We start from the raw sequence: 19,617 nt of genomic DNA on the forward strand, positions 1-19,617 counted from the left end.
GTAAAACTAAAAAGGACTTTGGATTGCATTTTATTATGCAGCCTAAAGTCCTTTTCATCCTTCCTATCCAAAAGAGCATTAATACGCTTTTCCCCAATACACCATTTGTTTTGCTTCTTTACCACAACAAATACATTCGTCAGCTAAATGCTCTTGCTCAAAAGGCATACAGCGAGAAGATACTCCGACTTCTTCTTTTAATTTCTCTTCACAAGCTAGTTCCCCGCACCACATCGCCTTAATAAATCCTTGCTTTTCATCAGCTAATTTTTTCATCTCTTCAAACTTCGTCACACTATACGTATTTTCATCACGAAATACTTTTGCTTTATTAAATAAAGAGTTATGAATTTCCTCAAGTAGTGCTGGAATGCGTTCTTCTAATTGATCCATTGATATAAACTCTTTTTCTTTCGTATCTCTTCTTACGAGTACAACTTGATTCTTTTCAATATCTTTAGGACCAACTTCTAATCGAATTGGAATACCTTTCATTTCATACTCATTAAATTTCCAACCTGGTGTTTTATTACTAGCATCTATTTTTACTCGTGCAACCTTTTGAATATGTCCTTGTAACTCTAGCGCTTTCGCCAAAACTCCTTCTTTATGCTGAGCAATCGGTACAATAACAACTTGCACTGGTGCAACTTTAGGAGGCATTACAAGCCCATTATTATCACTATGAACCATAATCAGTCCACCTATCATTCTCGTTGATACGCCCCAAGATGTTTGGTGTACATATTGCCACTTACCGGTACGATCCAAAAATTTAATATCAAATGCTTCAGAGAAATTCGTTCCAAAGTTATGGGATGTTCCTGTTTGAAGTGCTTTCCCATCATGCATTAAGCTTTCAATCGTATAAGTTGCCTTTGCTCCCGCAAATTTTTCTTTTTCTGTTTTTTGTCCTTTAATTACCGGTATCGCTAAATAGTCTTCACAGAAAGAAGCATATAGATTTAAAATATTTAATGTTTCAGCTTGAGATTCTTCTGCTGTTTCATGAATTGTATGACCCTCTTGCCATAAGAATTCCGTTGTGCGAAGAAATGGCCTCGTTGTCTTTTCCCAACGAACTACTGAACACCACTGATTATATAACTTTGGCAAATCATTATAGGATTGCACAATTTTTGAAAAGTGCTCACAGAATAAAGTTTCAGATGTAGGGCGTATACAAAGTCTTTCTGCTAACTTTTCATTCCCGCCATGTGTCACCCATGCTACTTCAGGAGCAAATCCTTCTACATGATCCTTCTCTTTTTGTAATAAGCTCTCTGGGATAAACATTGGCATATACACATTTTCATGACCGGTTGCTTTTAACTTCTCATCCATAACTTTCTGCATATTTTCCCATAAGGCATAGCCGTACGGGCGTAGAATCATACATCCTTTTACACTTGAATAATCAACAAGTTCTGCTTTTTTTACAATATCTGTGTACCACTGTGCAAAGTCCTCTTCCATCTTCGTAATCGCTTGTACTTGTTCTTTTGCCATAGTCAGTCTTCCTCCTTCTAGAAAATACAAAAAAGCCCGCGTCCCTAAATAGGGACCGAGCTTTGCCGGCGTTACCACCCTGATTCATGCACAAAATTGTGCATGCTCTCTTTTTGATAACGGGAAATTCCCGCTGCATATGCAGAACGCAAAGGTAGGTTCCATGTTGTCTTTTTAAGAATCTTTCAGCCTGACGGATTCTCTCTCTGCTAAAAAGGTTGAACATATACTAGTCCTTTTTCATCGTTATAACAAAATAAATTTGTTGAATATCATAATATAAATTTCACTTCAAAACAAGAGTGAATTTTCTTATTTTTATATATTCTTTTCATTTTTTACAGTTTTATACGTAGCTTTTTCGTGATATTTTTAAAAGTTGATGTGCAATCATACCAATAAGTGTACCAAGTAGGACGAAGAAACCAATAAACCCATACCCCATTCCTTCCCATCCACCAATAACCATCATTGTAACAGGAAAGGATGCTAAACAAAGAAGTATTAGACTAAGTGCAAATATAATATCGAACTGCTTGTCTGGAAACCGTTTCTTTAGTAAATACGAAATAGCAAATACAAGGATAATCGTGATTCCGCCAATGATGTAAAATATACCAAATCCATCTAACCAGTCCATACCATTCCCTCCTTCCATAGATTCCCTTATACTTATTATATGTTCAACTTTTCTGAAAATAAATAATAAATTTTATTTAAAAACATATTTTTATTACTAGGTATTAATAGTAGTATATAGTAATAGGTTTTATATAATTAGGAGGATTACTTTATGGATAAAGCATTAACGAATCGTGTCATCATTTTATCATTCGACTGTTTATCAGCTTTAGATTTTCCTATACTACAAAAATTACCTCACTTCCAATCTCTAATCAAAAAGGGTACGGTTGTCGAAAAAGTAGAACCAATTTATCCTTCTGTAACATACCCAAGTCACTCAACAATCGTAACTGGTAATTACCCTAATAAACATGGTGTTGTTAGCAATACGTTACTTCAACCTGGACGTGAATCACCCGATTGGCATTGGTACCGAAAATCAATACAAGGAACAACGTTATATGATGAAGCACATAAAGCAAATTTAACGACAGCTGCCCTTCTATGGCCTGTTACCGGCAGAGCAAATATTGATTACAATTTACCAGAAATCTTTCCAAATAGACCGTGGCAAAATCAAGTTTTAGTTTCATTATTTAGCGGTAGCCCGCTATATCAATTAGATTTAAATCGTCGTTTCGGCCATATACGAAATGGAGTGTCACAACCTGAACTCGATGATTTCGTACTTGCTTCTGCTGTGCATACAATCCAGACGAAAAAGCCTAATGTCATGTTTGTACATTTCACCGATTTAGACACCCAAAGACACTATCACGGCTTTGAATCAAAAGAAACAATAGCCGCAATTCATAGACATGATGAGCGACTAGGGAAAATTATTCAAGCTTTAAAAGACAGTGGACTATACGAAGAGAGCACTATTATCGCTCTTGGTGATCATAGCGCTTTAAGTGAAAACAAAGCCATTCAATTAAATGTACTATTTCATCAAAAAGGGCTTATCTCTATAAATTCAAAAGGAAAATTAGTAGACTGGAATGCTTATTGCCAAAGTTGCGATGGGTCCGCCTATGTATATGTGAAAGACAAAAACGATACCGATACAATTCGAGAAGTACAACTACTCCTTGAAGAACTGCTTCAAAATAAACAAAACGGTATTGAATTTATACTTCATGATGAGGATGCGAAGGAATGCGGTGCAGATGGTAATTGTTTATTTATGTTGGAAGCACGAGAAGGATATTATTTCACTGAAAACTATACAGGAGATTTTATAAAAGAAATTACTGAAAAAGATGTTACGCCTAGTAAAAAATATACATTTGGTACGCATGGATACTCTCCAACAAAACCTAACTATGAAACAATTTTTATAGCTGCTGGGAAAGGAATAAAAAGCGGCATTACCATACCGTATATGAGACTTATTGATGAAGGCCCAACTATCGCTAGACTACTCGGTTTACACTTAGGTGAAACAGACGGATCAATTGTAGAGGATTTACTCCAATTGTAAAGAACTGTGTATATATGTAAAAGTTATGTAAAATTCATCATTGTTTCTCTTTTTATAATTTTTATTTTTGTACACTGTTAGTAGAACAAATTTGAGGGGGAACATTATATGAAAAAAATGTCCAGACAAGAAAAAAGCTGGATATTATACGATTGGGCGAACTCCGTATATTCGCTCGTCATTACAACCGCATTATTCCCAATTTACTTTAAAGCAGCTGCAAAAGAAGCTGGGTTATCTGGTGCAACTTCAACAGCATATTGGGGATATGCAAACTCGTTCGCAACACTTTTAATTTCTATACTTGCTCCTATTCTCGGCACAGTTGCTGATTATAAAGGATTTAAAAAACGATTTTTCACATTCTTCTTTGGACTCGGTATCGTATTTACAAGTATGCTAGCAGTCGTTCCAACATCTCAGTGGTACTTATTACTAGGATGCTATATGCTCGCATTAGTCGGTTTTGCTGGAGCAAACATTTTTTATGATGCATTTTTAGTAGATGTCACTTCTGAAGATAGAATGGATCGAATTTCTACAAGAGGTTTCGCTTTAGGCTATATTGGGAGTACTATTCCATTTATCGGTTGTATCGCTCTTATCATTCTTGCTCAAAAAGGAACTATCCCTTTATCAGTCGGCATTGCTAGTCAAATTTCATTTGCGATCACAGCTCTTTGGTGGGGATTATTTACAATTCCAATGCTAAAAAACGTAGAACAAACGCACTATATTGAACGTCACCCAAGACCAATTACAATGAGCTTCAAACGCCTTGCTGATACTTTTAAAAATATTAAAGAATATAAAACGGTCTTTATGTTCTTAATTGCTTACTTTTTCTATATTGATGGGGTCGATACAATTATTACTATGTCCACCGCTTACGGAACAGACCTCGGTATTAGTGCAACAAATCTATTAATCATATTATTCGTCACACAAATTGTAGCTTGTCCATTCGCTTTATTGTACGGAAAACTATCGGAGACATTTACCGGTAAAAAAATGCTATATGTCGGTATTATTATTTACATCATTATCTGCATATATGCTTATTTCTTAAAAACGACACTCGATTTCTGGATTTTAGCAATGTTAGTTGCTACTTCTCAGGGCGGGATTCAAGCACTTAGTCGTTCCTATTTTGCAAAACTAGTACCTAAAGAATCTGCAAATGAATTTTTTGGATTTTATAATATATTTGGCAAATTTGCCGCGATTATGGGTCCAGTATTAGTCGGTGTTACAACGCAATTAACAGGAAAAACAAATGCTGGTGTTCTTAGTATTATTGTGTTGTTTATTATCGGTGGATTTTTATTAACTAAGGTCCCTGAAAATAATACATCCGTTACACCACCTAATCCGAAAACTAAAACGCTATAAGAAAAAGATCCTCTTCATGCAAGAAGAGGATCTTTTTTATCTATAACGTCTTACAATTAAAAACTCAACAGCCGGCTTTACAACTATCGCAGCACATAACGCAAACAATAACGGTATGTTATGAAAATCAATCCATCTATTAAAGCCTACCGATGCGAAAAACAAGCCAAAAATTAATACAACGAGTACATAATATGTAACATTGGCACTTATTTTTAATACATGTTTTTCTAAATCATCTTTCTCCTCAGTATCCCCTTCGACGCTATGTGATGCCAAACTTTTAAATAGATAATGTAACGCGATGCTACAAATAAATAGTGCATACCAGTTTACTTGAAGTTCAGTTAACCAATAGTAAAGTGCATACACTAACGTACCTATAGCAACTAATATAGTAACGAAAAGGCTTATCTTTTCTTTCCCCAACAACTACTCCCCCTACTGCTTGTACAAAAATAGTTTATCAACAGTTGTTCCTAATACTTCCGCTAAACGAAAAGCTAACGCTAAGCTTGGATCATATTTATTATTCTCAATTGCATTTATCGTTTGTCTAGAAACCTTACATTTATCAGCTAATGCGCCTTGTGAAATATTATTTTCAGTGCGTAATTCATAGATTTGATTTTTCACACCATTTCTCCTAACCTGTAAAATCGTTTTTACATCATCAGTATATAATTGGCTCATATAGTTGTCAAAAGTTCGCCAAAGAAAAAGGGAGCACTTCTGCTCCCTTACAATAGTTATTTCGACGCTAACGAATTTGTTAGTTCCTCTTTATTAGTGACATCTTCTTTCTTTATTTGCATGCGTAGAACTGGCCCTATTGCTAATAAAATAAGTGCCATTGCTATACAAAACACAATAACTAGTGATGTCATTTCCTTTAATCCTCCAGCTAAAGCAGTACCAATTAGCATAGCTCCCATAAACAGCGGTAAAATCGTCCCATTTACTCTTCCAACCATATTTTCTGGTACAAGTTGAATCATAAGCGTACCGACAACGATATTAACACAGGCTAAACAAATACCTGTTCCAAATCTCATGAAACTAGTAATCCAAAATGATGTAGATAGCCCTTCTACTAAAAATGACATCGCTAATATGCCCATACCGAATACGAACATTTTTTTCGGGTTCACTTTTGAAGCGAAAATCGCAGCAACAATACCACCAATTAACATACCTATTCCATCAGCTGCAGCTAAATATTGAACTGCTTCCTTTTCCATTCCAAGGCGTTCTATTACAAGAAACACTTCTAATGGCGTTGTTAATCCAACAGCTAAGCCTATAATGGTGAAAGTAATTGTAATCATACGTAAATTTTTCGTATGAAGAACGTATTTCCACCCTTCTTTTATATCATTTTTTAATGAATCTCTCGCCACTTGCTCTTGTTCAACCCATTTCGGTAAAAATGAAAGAGCGATAGCAGATAACAAAAATAAAATGATTAAGCTATATAGTGACGTAAATAAACCAAGTTGTGTATACACAAGTGATCCTACCACTGGTCCAAAAATCATAAATAATGACTGTAATGTTTGGTTAAATGCAATCGCATTCGCTACCTGTTCTTCCTTTACGTAGCGCTTAAATATACGCGAAGATGATGGCTGAGAGAACTGGCCTACAATCGCTGAAATGAGTGTTGCAAAAAATATAGCCTGCCAATAATCCAGTTTTAACAACAGGACAATTCCTATAATAGACATTACACTTAATACATCTCCAGCGACCATTGTTCTTTTCGGATTCCAGCGATCAGCTAGCGCACCACCGATAAACGAGAAAATAAAAATAGGTGCATATTCCATAACCGATAACAATGAAACGGAAACTGGATCATTATTCGTTCGCTCCATTATGAAATATAGAAGGGCCATATTTCTGATCCAAATTGCAAATTGTTGTAAAATATCAGACGCCATAACGAGCATAAATGCTCGGTTTTTAAATAAAGCGTTCATTTTCATTCCCCTTTCATAAACCGACCGTTCGGTCTAATTTATTTTATAGAAAAGCAACTGACTTATTATTCAGCTGCCATTCCTTTTAACAATACATCTATTGCCTTTTTATAAATACGTTTCAACTCTTTATAATCTAACTCGTAGTAAAGTACTCCAAGCCCTGATAATAATCCATTCACAATATACATAAGATCGCGCGTATTATCTTCACGAAACTCTCCAGACTGTATGCCTGCTTCAATTAGTTTCTCAAACATAACATATGATTCTCTAGTTAAAGCTAATAGTTCATCCAAAATCTCTTTACTTACAACTTGGCTCATAGAGAATTCCTCTATTGCATTTGAAATTGGTTGCTGTATGTCCTCTACATGATATTCCGCGAGACCATATAATTTTTCAGTATTCGTACTATACGACTTCTCTTTTTCATTCCATTTTTCAAGCCAATCATACGTATGCTGTTTTACCACAAATAAAAATAATTCTTCTTTACTTTTAAAGTGATAATAAATACTTCCTTTACTTCGTTCTGTAATTTCACAAATCTCTTCCATAGATGTAGCTGCATAGCCCTTCTGTGAAAACAGACTTTCTGCTTTATATGCAATTTCTTTCTTTATCTCTTCTGCACTTCTTCTCATATTCACACCTCTTTAAACCGACCGTTCAGTCTAATGATAACAAATTAAAAACCTCTATTACAAGAGGCTATATTCCTTATTTAAGAAAACGTACTCTCAAACCACGTTCGAATCATGTGTATAATTCCAATTTTAACTCCTAATTTAACAAGAAATACGCCTCCCGCAGCTAATAAAAATAACATTACTTTCCCCTTGTTTTTCACTTTCGGCTCCCTTTTCATTTCCATTCCCCTTAGTATGTTAAAAGTATTTAATCAAACGTTTGTTTAAAAAGAAATACGCCTATATAAGGCGCATTTTCATCAATCACCGCCACCACCGCAGCTTCCCCCACTATCTCCACCAAAAGACCCTCCACAATCATGTGAACCTCCATCATACGAGCTATCATTATCAGATCCAGCAAAGAAAAATAGCGGTGATGAGTTGTTAGATGAATTATGAATGTTATTTTGTTTTGTAAGATTTACCTTCTTTTTGTTTGATCGAACTGCTGTTAAGATTGTTACAACTACAACAAATAATAGTATGAAAATAATAAATTCCATATAAAAGCCTCCCCTATTCCTCGAATAATTGAATGGTTCTCTCTAGATTTTCAAGCGAAATGAAGCGCGATTCACGAAGAATCTCTTTTCCATTATGAAATAATAAAATTGTCGGTCCAGTAAATACTGCATATCGCCCTGCAACCTCTTGCATGTCTTGCAGTAATATCTCTATTTTCTCTACGTAATCATAATTCTCTAATACGTAATTTACTTTCCTTAACATGACATCACAAACACCACAATTTTCCGTTTTAATAAACAGAAGTACTAATTGTTGTTCTTCAATATATGTTACTAATTCTTCTATTGTTTCAAAGTTTTTCATCTTATCCCTCTTAACGTAGTTTATGAAATACTTTATCTTGATACATACGAAATGCTGAACTATCTTTAATCTTTCTTTTTTCCATTACTTGCTGAAAACGTAGCGTTTTTGCCGTTAACTCTTCTTTTAATTTTTTTCTCTCTTCTTCATCATAACAGCAAGCAATTAAATCCTCTATTTTTAATATATCTTTTTGCAGTTCCATTTCTGGTGGAATCATGCCCGCGTTTTTTAAAATTTTATAACTCATTCTAAGTTCTGGAGGTACCATTGAAAGGTCTTCTAATTGTAGTGGTTTTCCTTTTCCCGGAATATGATCAAGGTCTCCATTCCGTATTGCTTGTCGAATTTTTTCTTCGGCAATATTCAAAAACACATCCACATTACTCCCTCCCTTACATATTTTTACTATTATTTTACATGAAATTTCATTATCTTGCTACGCTATTACAAATTGACCTCATACAATTTTTTCTCAAATTTAACTCCAAGAAGCCCTTTCCTCTCTAATCGATATTTTATTTTCATGTGTAATCTGTATTAGAGCCATTTCATATTGAGAAAGTCTTTTCGAATTCAATAAAGCGTTTACACCAAATCTTACATTTGCTACGATTTAATCAGCTTCAGCTCCTTGTATAGACTTCGTGATGTCTGATCATTTTTATCTAGATTCATTTTGATTTATTGGCGCATGCCTTTAAATATATCTTTTATTTTGAAAGGAGAAATGGCTATGAAATCAAAAAAATTCACACTGCTATTACTATCCCTACTACTCTTCTTACCTCTTTTTCTCACAAACTTTATTACTCCCAATGTCGCATTAGCAGATTCACAAAAGCAAGGTCAAAAAATTGTTGGGTATTTTCCTTCATGGGGCATTTACGGACGTAATTATCAAGTTGCAGATATTGATGCATCAAAGCTAACTCATTTAAACTATGCTTTCGCTGATATTTGCTGGAATGGAAAACATGGAAACCCTTCTACTCACCCCGATAATCCAAATAAACAAACGTGGAACTGTAAAGAATCTGGTGTACCACTGCAAAATAAAGAAGTCCCTAATGGTACTCTCGTACTCGGTGAACCATGGGCCGATGTCACAAAATCTTATCCTGGCTCAGGTACAACTTGGGAAGATTGTGATAAATACGCACGCTGCGGAAATTTCGGCGAACTGAAACGATTAAAAGCTAAGTATCCTCACTTAAAAACAATTATTTCCGTTGGTGGCTGGACTTGGTCTAACCGCTTTTCTGACATGGCCGCTGATGAAAAAACAAGAAAAGTATTCGCTGAATCTACAGTCGATTTCCTACGCGAATATGGATTTGACGGCGTTGATTTAGATTGGGAATATCCGGGCGTAGAAACGATTCCTGGTGGTAGTTATCGTCCTGAAGATAAGCAAAACTTCACCCTACTCCTTCAAGAAGTTCGAAATGCATTAACGAAAGCTGGTGCAGAAGATGGTAAACAATATTTACTAACAATTGCATCAGGTGCAAGCCAACGTTACGCTGATCATACAGAGCTAAAGAAAATCTCTCAAATACTGGATTGGATTAATATTATGACATATGATTTCCACGGTGGATGGGAAGCTACTTCTAACCATAATGCAGCTCTATACAAAGATCCAAATGACCCAGCAGCGGATACGAATTTTTACGTAGATGGTGCGATAAACATTTATACAAATGAAGGGGTTCCAGCAGATAAACTCGTATTAGGTGTACCATTTTACGGACGCGGGTGGAAAAGTTGTGGAAAAGAAAATAACGGACAATACCAACCTTGTAAACCAGGTAGTGATGGAAAGCTCGCTTCTAAAGGTACTTGGGATGACTATTCTACCGGCGATACAGGTGTGTACGATTATGGTGATTTAGCAGCTAATTATGTTAATAAAAATGGCTTTGTTCGCGGATGGAACGATGTGGCGAAAGTACCTTATTTATATAATGCAACTACAGGTACATTTATTAGCTATGATGACAACGAATCTATGAAATATAAAACAGACTATATAAAGACAAAAGGTTTAAGTGGTGCAATGTTTTGGGAGCTTAGTGGTGACTGTCGCACCAGTCCAAAATATAGTTGTAGTGGACCAAAATTACTTGATACGTTAGTAAAAGAATTACTAGGTGGACCTATTACTCAAAAAGATATTGAGCCACCAACAAACGTAAAAAATATTGCTGTAACAAATAAAAATTCAAACTCAGTTCAATTAAACTGGACGGCATCTACTGATAACGTAGGAGTTACGGAATATGAAATTACTGCTGGAGAAGAGAAGTGGAGTACAACAACAAATAGCATTACAATTAAAAACTTAAAATCTAATACAGAATACACATTTTCAGTAATTGCCAAAGATGCTGCCGGAAATAAGTCACAGCCTACCGCTATTACAGTTAAAACAGATGATGCTAACACAACACCTCCTGGTGGAAATAGCAATGCTACCTTTTCAGTCACTTCAAATTGGGGAAGTGGTTACAACTTCTCGATTGTAATTAAAAATAGTGGAACGACCTCTATTAAAAACTGGAAATTAGAATTTGATTATAACGGCAATTTAACACAAGTTTGGGATTCTAAAATTAGTAGTAAAATAAATAATCATTACGTAATTACGAATGCAGGATGGAATGGTGAAATTCCTCCTGGTGGATCGATTACAATCGGAGGAGCAGGAACAGGCACTCCTGCTGAACTTGTAAATCCATCCATTAGCGAAAACTAAACGTAACTTCCAATAATTATTTCACTAAAGTTTGAATTTAGGTTTGATTCCTCTCTCCTAAATTCAAACTTTTAATTTTATGAAAAATCACAAATTAACATTATAATAACCTATTATAACTATATTTAGTTTACAATATGAAGTTCGTGTGAAGTTCACCTGAATTTTACATGAATTTCCTTTAAGCTCTATTGTCTTCCTATACTAATCACATTATCCTTTACATATAGGAATTATTTTCATTCCATTTCAAACTATCTATATATACATAAAGAAGGATAGTCGCCTATTAGGGAAAGGCATCTAGTATTATTATAAATATAAACATAACAAAAGAAAAAGCACGCTTATAAGCGCACCATAAGAGTGCTTCTTCATACAATTCTCATGTAAGAGTTCTCGAAAATCATGTTAATCACAAAGAAAAGGCATTAGCTTATACAAGCTAATGCCTTTTCTTTATTCATATTGTTCAGCGTTCCATTCTTCTATATTCCACACTTTTGTTATCCATGCTTCATAGAAAGAAGGCTCATGTGATACAAGTAAAACGGTTCCTTTATATCGTTGTAGCGCTTCCTGCAACGCCTTCTTTGTTTCTATATCCAAATGATTAGTTGGTTCATCTAAAATTAAAACATTACTTTTCGTTACGATCAGTTCACATAAACGTACTTTCGTTTGTTCTCCGCCGCTTAATAAAGGAATAGGTTTTAATACATGTTCTTCTCGCAATCCACACTTTGCTAATGCTTGGCGCACTTCTTTCTTTGTCATATCTGGTCGCTCTGCCCAAACTTTCTCTAAGGGTGTTGTTTCTGAAGCAAACTCTTCCTGGGCAAAGTACGCAGGATTTACTCGTTCTCCAACAGAAATTGAACCGCTTAGCGGCTTAATTTGACCTAATAATGTTTTTAACATCGTCGTTTTTCCAATTCCATTATGACCAATAATCGCTATCTTTTCTCCTTTTTTCACTTGTAAATTCAACTCTGGACATAAAGGATCACTATAACCTATCCTTAGTTTCTCAGCTTGCAATATACGACTCACCGGCTCCTCATAAACACTGAAATCAAAACGGGATCGAGTTACAGAATGAATCTTTTCAATCCTTTGCATTTTCTCTAATACTTTCTCTCGACTTTTAGCCTGTTTCGCTTTTCGAATTTTATTTTTTTGAATAAATATTTCTAACTGAGAAATTTCTTTTTGTTGTTTCGCATACGCCGATTGTAATTGTTTCTTTTGCACTTGGTAACTTTGCACAAACTTTTCATAGTTTCCTACGTATCGCTTCACTTTTCCTCCTTCTAGATGAAAAATAACATTTGTAATACTGTTCAAAAATAATTCGTCATGCGAAATGATTACATAAGCTTTTTCATATAGTCTCAAATATGATTGCAACCATTCTATATGAGCTGTATCTAAATAATTTGTTGGCTCATCTAGTAATAAAACATCAGCTTTTTCTAAAAGAAGCTTCCCAAGTAATAACTTTGTTCGCTGTCCCCCACTTAACTTCGATACATCCTTTTTCAAACCTATTTCAAATAAACCTAAACCGATTGCTACTTCTTCAACTTCTGTATGAATGTGATAGAAATTAGAGCTTTCCAATATAGTTTGTAATTCTCCATACTTTACTAACAGTTTTTCTACTTCTCCTGCTCCATTCATTTCTTCAGCAATTTTTAACATTTCGTATTCAATCGCATACAAATCAGCAAATGCACTTTGCAAGTATCCCTCAATTGTCATCCCTTCTTGTAAATCCATATGCTGCTGCAAGAAACCTACCTTCACATGCGGAAACCATTCAATGTTCCCATCATCATGTATAAGTTCTCCTGTTAAAATCCTTAGCAATGTTGATTTTCCAATTCCATTTTGCCCTACTACCCCAACATGCTCGCCCTTCAATATTCGAAAACATGCATTATATAAAATGGTTTTCTCACCATACGAATGACTTAAATTTTCTACCGTTAATATACTCATTATTTTCTCTCCTTTACTTATGATTCATAAGCTAAATAGAGAGAGCAACAGTATAAAGCCTTATTTAATTGTGCATATAAAAAATGGGTAAGGTGAATACACCTTACCCATTACATATTATCGTAAGAAAGGATTAAGGTTCTTTACCTGCTGTCTTCAATTTAGCTTAATCGATAAAAATGGGCAGACTTCTCCCATATCAAGCTAAAACCATTTGAAGAACAGTTGATAAAGTCATTTTATCCTTTCACTCCTTTAACATTTGTTATATTAAGAGTATAAACTACTCTGTTATATTCTATTCTCTATTTTTCCTTTTGTTCCTTCCCCATGTTATCGTTTTCTACATAAATTTCTTTATACATCTTTTCTAATGCATATGGACTTGTAAAGATGAGCGTTAACGATTTCCACATATAAATTCTTCTCTGTAATTCTATTCCGTATCCTTTACTCACCATACTTTTCACTTCTGAAATATGGTCTTCAGCTTGAAATTGTTGTACAGACTTCAATTCACCCGTTTTAAAATCTGTTAAAAGACCTATCACAACTCGTCCGTGTTCCTGTGATCTTTCTTCTAAATCAAACTGTATTGAATGAACAAAACCTAAAACGTGAAAAATTTGAGCATGTAAACCAACAACAGCACGCTGTTCCATTAAATTGTAGCACTCTCGTTTTAGCACCTCTACCATTTCCAAAGAATTTCTATCAACTTTCATTTTGCCGACAAACATAATTTTTACAATATGAGCGACTGCCCCCATACTTTTTAATACACTCTCTAGAATTTCTACCGCGTCTTCTACATAACCATTTGAAACTATGGAATGAATAAATTCATCTAATACCGCTTGAAACTTTTTAATTAAATGTAAATCACGTAACTCCGGAACATCTTTTCTCAATTGATCTCGACCTTGAACCCACCTTAAAATTTCTGTCATTTCTTCTTCTTTTAATTCATGATGTTCCATACCATACTTCATTAATAAAATATGATTTTTTAATACAGCTTTTCTTTCTTCAAGATTATCTGCCGTTAATTCATCCACTATTTTCTCTATAGTTTTCATCTTTCTCCCCCTATATAAAAAAGCCTCTTAACAGTAATTATACTAAAAACTGTTAAAAGGCTTTTTCTATTTTTTCATATAAGGAGCTAATACTCTCAAAATTTCTTCCTTATCTTTCTTTAACTCAAGTGATGTTAACATATCCATCGTTCTCGGCCTAGGTAATTTCACTTGTACCTCACCAACTATTGATGCTGGTCTTTGAGATAAAATAAATACGCGATCCGAAAGCAAGATTGCCTCATCTAAGTCGTGTGTAACCATAACGATTGTTTGCTTCTCTTGGTGCCAAGAGTTTAAAAGCCAGCTATGTACTTCCATTTTTGTAAAAGCATCTAATTTACCAAAAGGCTCATCAAGTAGCATAATTGGCTTTTCACATAAATATGTGCGCAGAAAACTAATTCTTTGACGCATCCCTCCAGACAATTCATCTGGATAATGGTCTGCATATTCATCTAGTTCAAACTGCTTTAATGCTTCCATTCCTTCTGTCAGCCTTTGTTTTTTCGGCTTCCCTTCAATTTCTAACGGAAGAACGATATTTTGCAAAGCTGACCGCCACGGTAGTAATAAATCCTGTTGCGGCATATAACTTACAACATCTTGCTCTTGCATTTGCTTATCGTTATACGTTACACTTCCACTTGTTGGATTTTCAATATTTGCGATCATATTTAATAGTGTACTTTTCCCACAACCACTCGGTCCTACAAAAGAAACAAATTCTCCCTCTCGTATAGAAGCACTAATATTTGCTAATACATTCTTGCCATCGAAAGATTTCACAATATCTTTTATTTGTAATCCACTCATTTTTCACTTGGAAGGAACTCATTTGTAAAGGCATCTTTCACATCAATTTTCTTCTTAATAACTTTGTTATCATATAAGAAATTCATGTAATTCGTCCAAACTTCTTCCTTCTGTACTCCCCACGCTTTTGCATCATCTTGATACTTCGTACTTAACCATTTTTGACTTTCTTGTACTAAATCTTTATTTACATCTGGAACAGCTTTAATTAAAATATCAGCAGCTTCTTTCGGCTCTTTAATTGCAAAATTATAACCCTCTGTCGTTGCACTCATAAACTTTTTCACAAAGTCTTTATCTTGCTTCGTATGTTTTTCACTCGTAATCATAACAGGACTATAGAAATCAAGCGCTGGATCTAAGTCTTTCACCATAATCGTATTTAACTCTTTTCCTTGGCGCTTCGCTTCAATTCCATCCCATCCGTAATAAATCCATTCAAAGTCTGCATCACGACCAATTGATTTAAAGAAATCTGTTTGTCCTAAAATGATTTTTTCAACTTTATTAAAATCGGCTTGGTGCTTATCCATAATTGTCTTTAATGTCGCTTCTTCCGCTGGTCCGCCCCAGCCACCGTAACGTTTCCCTTCAAAATCTTTCGGTGACGTCATATTATCTTTCTTAAGCGATGCAAAAGCTGAAGTGTTATGCTGAATAATCGCACCTACAGATACAACAGGAATACCTTCCACACGAGCCAACGTTACATTTTCTTGTGCGCTTATTGCGAAGTCAGCTTTTCCTGAAGCTATCATTTGCTCCGCCGTCACATTATCACCAGGCTGAATGATTTCTACATCTAAGCCTTGTTTTTTATAATAATCTTTCGCTTGTGCTACATATAAGCCAGTATGATTCGTATTCGGAAACCAATCTAATACGACTTTTACTTTTTGATCTTTACTTGCACTTTCTTCTTTCTTCGCCGGATTACATCCAGCTACACCTACTGCTAATAAGGCAGCCAACATAACTTTTAAACCTTTTTTCATTTTCTGCCGTCCTTTCTATATATCCATGGTGCTGTTATTCTTGCCATAAACTCCACGATAAAATACAGACATAATGTCACCATTACAATAATTGCTGCAACACCAAAGACTCGGGCTGTTAAAAAGGATTTCGTAGCCCTTGTAAGCATAACTCCTAATCCTTCACTGGCACCGAGCCATTCTCCAATAATCGCTCCCATTACGCTATATGTAACTGCAATTTTTAAACCGGAGAAAAAGTATGGAAGCACTGCTGGAAACTTTACTTTCTGGTAAACTTGCCATTTCGTTGCCTTCATCGTTTGCAACAACTTCAACATATTTTTATCTACCGTTTGAAAACCTTCTAAAATGCTAAGCGCAATCGGGAAGAAACAAACGAGTATGACTACCATTACTTTCGGTAGCATTCCATATCCAAACCAAATAATAAATAACGGTGCAAGTACAACGATTGGAATCGTTTGCGAAATAACAAGCAACGGATTTATTAAAATACGAAATAAAGGGATAACGTCCATAAGAATTGCAATGCTTGTCCCAATTAAAATCGCAAAGAACAGTCCAATTATAACCTCTTGCAGCGTCTGCATCGTATTCGGTAATAGTAAATCTTTCATTCCAATTAATTCTTGAACAATGGCAGAAGGCTTCGGTAAAATCCACGGTTCAATTTTAAATAATGAAACAGATCCTTCCCATATCGCAATGAGAAGGATAAGCCAAATTGCTGTAATTATTTTAGATTGCTTCTGGTTTTGCATATTCATCACGGTACTTCCAAACTTTTTCATCTATCGTTACACCAGTGCTTGGACGATAATGGATTTTAATAGAAGTAATCACTTCTTCTGCTCCAGCGTCCACACAAGCTTGTTGTGCACGTTTAATGATATCAAGAAGTACATCTAATTCTCCTTCCAGCGTCGTTTCCATTGCCCCTACTTCATAACGAACTCCCGATTGTTGTACAACCTCAATCGCTTTATCAACAACAGAATACACATCTTTGTTCTTTGCTTGTGGTACTACTGAAAACGAAATTGTAACTTGTTGTGACATAATAAAATCCCCCTTATGAAATTAAATTTTAAAACAAGAAAAGGCTTTCCTACTGCGTAGGAAAGCCTTGTATGCAAGTTATTATAGAATAACATATGCTACATCACTTTAAGTAACTCCCTACGCTGGCATTATCCAGATCAGGTTGAGGGTCGATGTTTGCTCACATCCTCTCAGCCAATTGGCTCCCCGGTCCTTAATTCGTTTTCATTGTAGCATGATTTATTTTATTGAACAAACAAAAGCATGTATAATCATTTCATTTAACTTTTGAATTCCCCAATTAACTCTTGTAACTCCTGTGAGAGCCAGCTTAAAGAACTGGCTAATTCAGCAATATCCTGTACAGACATTTCCTGTTCTTTCATGATTTCTTCAACATTACTACTACTATTCGCATACTTATTTGCAATAAGTGATAGTTCATTTACAACACGAACAATATTTTGGCTATTTTGCAATATATTATTTGAATTGCTAGAAACAACTCCAACTTGATTGGTAACAGTTTGTGCTGATTTCGAAATTTTTTCAAAGAAAGCACCACTACTTTCAACAAGTTTCATTCCAGACTCTACTTCTTTTGAGGTTTTTTGCATTGAAACAACAGCTTCTTCCGTTCCTGCTTGTGTTTCCCCTATTAATTTTGCTATATCTTTTGCTGATGCTTCCGTCTGCTCTGCTAATTTACGCACTTCATCAGCAACAACGGCAAATCCCTCTCCTGTTTCCTCAGCACGTGAAGCTTCAATAGTAGCATGTAAAGCCAGCGAATTCGCTTGATTTGAAATACTTGTAATTACAGTTACAATATCACTAATTTCTTTTGATCTTACTTCCAAAGAATAAATGATAGAAGATAAATCTTGTACTGCATTTTGTATTATGTTCATTTGATTCATCGTCTGTTCAATAATACCATTTCCTTTTTCTGAATGATGCTTCGTACCTTCAGACTCTTTCGTCATTTGTTTTGCAATATTAGTTATCTCTTCCATCCTATCTTCCATTTCATATACAATATCTAAATACTTTGGTACTGACGTTTCTTGCAATTGAACGCCAGCCCTTAACTCAACTATAGAACTTACGATTCCTTGGACTGCCATGCTATTTTCTTTCGTACTCACTGACAATTCTTGTGAAGATGAGGAAACCTGTTCTGCTGTCTGCTTCACTTTATCTATAATTCCTTTAAACTTCTCGATGGTATTATTAAAATACGCATTAATAATACCAATATCATCTGGTCTTTCCTCTAATTTAATACTTAAATCACCTTCACCAACTCTGCGTAATCCTTCACGTAAATCCCGCAATGGAGCAAGTGCGTTACGTACGATTAAGAATTGAATAACAGTTGCAATTAAAACAGAAATACAAATAAACATTAAACCTTGTATAATGAATTTTTCCTTTGTAATAGGAACAATAGAAGCATCTACATCGGCTGCAACAATTGCCACAATATTTCCGTCTCCATCTTTAATTGGCTCTAATATCGTTACCCATGATCCTAATAGATCTTCATATACTACTGTCATGTTTGCTTTTTTCGTGCTCATTACCTTATCGTATGCTTTCATCCAAAGATCTGGTTGTTTATAATATTCTCCCGGCCTTACTTCAACAACATTTGCTAACTCTGTAGACAAGTCGACGATTAGTAACTCACCTTTTTCATTTTTTTTTGCTCCAACAATATACGTTTGTCCAACACTATTCAATTCTTCCGTTGCTTCATCTAATTTCTCTGTTAACTTCTCTCTCTTTTCTCTTTGTGCCACTGGATCCTTTGTAACATCTCTCACTATTTCTTCGTCTAATTTATGTAATACCGTATCTCCTGTTTCAAAAGAATGCCTTTCAAATATAGACATCATGCTATTTTGAAACATGTTAAAACTTAACGCACCCATAGTACCAACAAGCGTCAAAATAACTAACACAGTTAACAATACATTCTTTTGAAGAAATGATAGCTTGTGCCAATATTTTTTCATTCACATCACCTTTCTTAATTAACTTAATATAAAGGAAAACTATTAAAATAGAAACCTTATCAACAACTGATAAGGTTTCTCATTTGTTTGCAAATAAAAAAAGACCAATGAAAAAGCATTGGTCAAGACCAACCCTATCCGTCCGGTAACTGGCTAGCGTAGCCTTTCGGCCTTAGCTCCTGTAGTTTTGCGTCCTAATGTTTCCATCAGTTTGCCTTTCTCGCTGAACGAGTTGAACGATATGGGAGTTCTATGAGAATTACATTATTCTCTATCAAAGATTACAACATAAAAATTAAAATGTCCACCTATTTAGAGATACAAATGTAAAATTTGGCTGTATTATTTTTTCAAAATAATTTAACAAAGTACGTGAATGTT

General features: G+C 35.0%; 20 protein-coding genes, 2 riboswitches and 1 other annotated feature. Of the genes, 3 read left to right on the forward strand and 17 right to left on the reverse strand.

All coding sequences use genetic code 11. The features are described from left to right. Nucleotides 1–78: 78 nt before the first annotated feature. Both proS and PDQ40_RS19550 read right to left on the reverse strand, forming a co-directional pair. Nucleotides 79–1,509 (reverse strand): proline--tRNA ligase, encoded by a 1,431-nt coding sequence (gene proS, locus PDQ40_RS19545; RefSeq protein ID WP_001040964.1) that lies wholly within the window; start codon nucleotides 1,507–1,509, stop codon nucleotides 79–81. A 47-nt stretch (nucleotides 1,510–1,556) separates the two neighbouring features. Then, nucleotides 1,557–1,762, reverse strand: a binding site (T-box leader). 93 nt (nucleotides 1,763–1,855) lie between these two features. Continuing rightward, nucleotides 1,856–2,149 carry a YesK-like family protein gene (locus PDQ40_RS19550; RefSeq protein WP_000383851.1) on the reverse strand — a complete coding sequence of 98 codons (294 nt, stop codon included), beginning with the start codon at nucleotides 2,147–2,149 and terminating at the stop codon, nucleotides 1,856–1,858. Between the two features lie 153 nt (nucleotides 2,150–2,302). On the opposite strand from PDQ40_RS19550, the gene PDQ40_RS19555 reads away from it, so the two are divergent. Together PDQ40_RS19555 and PDQ40_RS19560 are read left to right on the forward strand one after the other, a co-directional pair. Next, nucleotides 2,303–3,616 (forward strand): alkaline phosphatase family protein, encoded by a 1,314-nt coding sequence (locus PDQ40_RS19555; RefSeq protein ID WP_000356448.1) that lies wholly within the window; start codon nucleotides 2,303–2,305, stop codon nucleotides 3,614–3,616. 108 nt (nucleotides 3,617–3,724) lie between these two features. After that, on the forward strand, nucleotides 3,725–5,008 hold the full coding sequence (locus PDQ40_RS19560; protein WP_000738822.1) for an MFS transporter: 1,284 nt from the start codon (nucleotides 3,725–3,727) through the stop codon (nucleotides 5,006–5,008). Between the two features lie 36 nt (nucleotides 5,009–5,044). On the opposite strand, the gene PDQ40_RS19565 is transcribed toward PDQ40_RS19560, so the two are convergent. The 8 genes from PDQ40_RS19565 to PDQ40_RS19600 form a co-directional block, all read right to left on the reverse strand. After that, entirely contained in the window at nucleotides 5,045–5,437 is a 393-nt protein-coding gene (locus PDQ40_RS19565; RefSeq protein ID WP_214328559.1) for a hypothetical protein, read from the reverse strand. A 12-nt stretch (nucleotides 5,438–5,449) separates the two neighbouring features. Next, nucleotides 5,450–5,701, reverse strand: a complete 252-nt coding sequence (locus PDQ40_RS19570; RefSeq protein WP_001996603.1) for a helix-turn-helix transcriptional regulator — start codon at nucleotides 5,699–5,701, stop codon at nucleotides 5,450–5,452. Nucleotides 5,702–5,757: 56 nt separating this feature from the next. Beyond that, nucleotides 5,758–6,990: an MFS transporter gene (locus PDQ40_RS19575; RefSeq protein WP_270691594.1), complete on the reverse strand. Its 1,233-nt coding sequence runs from the start codon at nucleotides 6,988–6,990 to the stop codon at nucleotides 5,758–5,760. Nucleotides 6,991–7,055: 65 nt separating this feature from the next. Further along, on the reverse strand, nucleotides 7,056–7,637 hold the full coding sequence (locus PDQ40_RS19580; RefSeq protein ID WP_001254445.1) for a TetR/AcrR family transcriptional regulator: 582 nt from the start codon (nucleotides 7,635–7,637) through the stop codon (nucleotides 7,056–7,058). An 80-nt stretch (nucleotides 7,638–7,717) separates the two neighbouring features. Continuing rightward, nucleotides 7,718–7,861 carry a hypothetical protein gene (locus tag PDQ40_RS19585; RefSeq protein ID WP_000817979.1) on the reverse strand — a complete coding sequence of 48 codons (144 nt, stop codon included), beginning with the start codon at nucleotides 7,859–7,861 and terminating at the stop codon, nucleotides 7,718–7,720. A gap of 81 nt (nucleotides 7,862–7,942) precedes the next feature. Then, the gene (locus PDQ40_RS19590) at nucleotides 7,943–8,188 is read right to left on the reverse strand and encodes a hypothetical protein (RefSeq protein ID WP_000394356.1); all 246 of its coding nucleotides are present in this window, start codon (nucleotides 8,186–8,188) and stop codon (nucleotides 7,943–7,945) included. A 13-nt stretch (nucleotides 8,189–8,201) separates the two neighbouring features. Next, nucleotides 8,202–8,516, reverse strand: coding sequence for a thioredoxin family protein (locus PDQ40_RS19595; protein WP_000787596.1), 315 nt, complete (start codon nucleotides 8,514–8,516; stop codon nucleotides 8,202–8,204). Between the two features lie 10 nt (nucleotides 8,517–8,526). Continuing rightward, entirely contained in the window at nucleotides 8,527–8,898 is a 372-nt protein-coding gene (locus tag PDQ40_RS19600) for a J-domain-containing protein (RefSeq protein ID WP_000382354.1), read from the reverse strand. 354 nt (nucleotides 8,899–9,252) lie between these two features. Between PDQ40_RS19600 and PDQ40_RS19605 the strand changes: the two genes are divergently transcribed. Then, on the forward strand, nucleotides 9,253–11,277 hold the full coding sequence (locus PDQ40_RS19605) for a glycosyl hydrolase family 18 protein (protein ID WP_069297353.1): 2,025 nt from the start codon (nucleotides 9,253–9,255) through the stop codon (nucleotides 11,275–11,277). 459 nt (nucleotides 11,278–11,736) lie between these two features. Here the strand turns inward: PDQ40_RS19605 and PDQ40_RS19610 are convergent, their stop codons facing one another. The 7 genes from PDQ40_RS19610 to PDQ40_RS19640 form a co-directional block, all read right to left on the reverse strand. Further along, nucleotides 11,737–13,281, reverse strand: coding sequence for an ABC-F family ATP-binding cassette domain-containing protein (locus PDQ40_RS19610; protein ID WP_242231561.1), 1,545 nt, complete (start codon nucleotides 13,279–13,281; stop codon nucleotides 11,737–11,739). Nucleotides 13,282–13,586: 305 nt separating this feature from the next. Next, nucleotides 13,587–14,360 (reverse strand): hypothetical protein, encoded by a 774-nt coding sequence (locus PDQ40_RS19615; protein ID WP_074542701.1) that lies wholly within the window; start codon nucleotides 14,358–14,360, stop codon nucleotides 13,587–13,589. Between the two features lie 66 nt (nucleotides 14,361–14,426). Further along, the gene (locus PDQ40_RS19620; protein ID WP_000016058.1) at nucleotides 14,427–15,176 is read right to left on the reverse strand and encodes an ABC transporter ATP-binding protein; all 750 of its coding nucleotides are present in this window, start codon (nucleotides 15,174–15,176) and stop codon (nucleotides 14,427–14,429) included. After that, complete coding sequence (locus PDQ40_RS19625) at nucleotides 15,173–16,171, reverse strand: ABC transporter substrate-binding protein (RefSeq protein WP_000715551.1); 999 nt, start codon at nucleotides 16,169–16,171, stop codon at nucleotides 15,173–15,175. The genes PDQ40_RS19620 and PDQ40_RS19625 overlap by 4 nt, the downstream gene beginning before the upstream one ends. Next, nucleotides 16,168–16,941: an ABC transporter permease gene (locus PDQ40_RS19630; protein WP_001057149.1), complete on the reverse strand. Its 774-nt coding sequence runs from the start codon at nucleotides 16,939–16,941 to the stop codon at nucleotides 16,168–16,170. The genes PDQ40_RS19625 and PDQ40_RS19630 overlap by 4 nt, the downstream gene beginning before the upstream one ends. Next, on the reverse strand, nucleotides 16,913–17,233 hold the full coding sequence (locus tag PDQ40_RS19635) for an MTH1187 family thiamine-binding protein (RefSeq protein WP_000082897.1): 321 nt from the start codon (nucleotides 17,231–17,233) through the stop codon (nucleotides 16,913–16,915). Before PDQ40_RS19635 ends, PDQ40_RS19630 begins: the two co-directional genes overlap by 29 nt. A 100-nt stretch (nucleotides 17,234–17,333) precedes the next feature. Further along, nucleotides 17,334–17,435: riboswitch (TPP riboswitch) on the reverse strand. 61 nt (nucleotides 17,436–17,496) lie between these two features. Next, nucleotides 17,497–19,236 carry a methyl-accepting chemotaxis protein gene (locus PDQ40_RS19640; protein WP_270691595.1) on the reverse strand — a complete coding sequence of 580 codons (1,740 nt, stop codon included), beginning with the start codon at nucleotides 19,234–19,236 and terminating at the stop codon, nucleotides 17,497–17,499. 141 nt (nucleotides 19,237–19,377) lie between these two features. Next, nucleotides 19,378–19,462: riboswitch (cyclic di-GMP riboswitch) on the reverse strand. Nucleotides 19,463–19,617: the final 155 nt, after the last annotated feature.

Source organism: Bacillus cereus group sp. Bc061 (assembly GCF_027715825.1).
In the GTDB taxonomy this organism is placed as follows: Bacteria; Bacillota; Bacilli; order Bacillales; family Bacillaceae_G; genus Bacillus_A; species Bacillus_A paranthracis.

Excerpts from the sequence above, each read along its gene's own strand:
- proS (WP_001040964.1), bottom strand. The coding sequence starts at position 1,509 with ATGGCAAAAGAACAAGTACAAGCGATTACGAAGATGGAAGAGGACTTT.
- PDQ40_RS19550 (WP_000383851.1), bottom strand. The coding sequence starts at position 2,149 with ATGGACTGGTTAGATGGATTTGGTATATTTTACATCATTGGCGGAATC.
- PDQ40_RS19555 (WP_000356448.1), top strand. The coding sequence starts at position 2,303 with ATGGATAAAGCATTAACGAATCGTGTCATCATTTTATCATTCGACTGT.
- PDQ40_RS19560 (WP_000738822.1), top strand. The coding sequence starts at position 3,725 with ATGAAAAAAATGTCCAGACAAGAAAAAAGCTGGATATTATACGATTGG.
- PDQ40_RS19570 (WP_001996603.1), bottom strand. The coding sequence starts at position 5,701 with ATGAGCCAATTATATACTGATGATGTAAAAACGATTTTACAGGTTAGG.
- PDQ40_RS19575 (WP_270691594.1), bottom strand. The coding sequence starts at position 6,990 with ATGAACGCTTTATTTAAAAACCGAGCATTTATGCTCGTTATGGCGTCT.
- PDQ40_RS19580 (WP_001254445.1), bottom strand. The coding sequence starts at position 7,637 with ATGAGAAGAAGTGCAGAAGAGATAAAGAAAGAAATTGCATATAAAGCA.
- PDQ40_RS19585 (WP_000817979.1), bottom strand. The coding sequence starts at position 7,861 with ATGAAAAGGGAGCCGAAAGTGAAAAACAAGGGGAAAGTAATGTTATTT.
- PDQ40_RS19590 (WP_000394356.1), bottom strand. The coding sequence starts at position 8,188 with ATGGAATTTATTATTTTCATACTATTATTTGTTGTAGTTGTAACAATC.
- PDQ40_RS19595 (WP_000787596.1), bottom strand. The coding sequence starts at position 8,516 with ATGAAAAACTTTGAAACAATAGAAGAATTAGTAACATATATTGAAGAA.
- PDQ40_RS19605 (WP_069297353.1), top strand. The coding sequence starts at position 9,253 with ATGAAATCAAAAAAATTCACACTGCTATTACTATCCCTACTACTCTTC.
- PDQ40_RS19610 (WP_242231561.1), bottom strand. The coding sequence starts at position 13,281 with ATGAGTATATTAACGGTAGAAAATTTAAGTCATTCGTATGGTGAGAAA.
- PDQ40_RS19615 (WP_074542701.1), bottom strand. The coding sequence starts at position 14,360 with ATGAAAACTATAGAGAAAATAGTGGATGAATTAACGGCAGATAATCTT.
- PDQ40_RS19620 (WP_000016058.1), bottom strand. The coding sequence starts at position 15,176 with ATGAGTGGATTACAAATAAAAGATATTGTGAAATCTTTCGATGGCAAG.
- PDQ40_RS19625 (WP_000715551.1), bottom strand. The coding sequence starts at position 16,171 with ATGAAAAAAGGTTTAAAAGTTATGTTGGCTGCCTTATTAGCAGTAGGT.
- PDQ40_RS19630 (WP_001057149.1), bottom strand. The coding sequence starts at position 16,941 with ATGAATATGCAAAACCAGAAGCAATCTAAAATAATTACAGCAATTTGG.
- PDQ40_RS19635 (WP_000082897.1), bottom strand. The coding sequence starts at position 17,233 with ATGTCACAACAAGTTACAATTTCGTTTTCAGTAGTACCACAAGCAAAG.
- PDQ40_RS19640 (WP_270691595.1), bottom strand. The coding sequence starts at position 19,236 with ATGAAAAAATATTGGCACAAGCTATCATTTCTTCAAAAGAATGTATTG.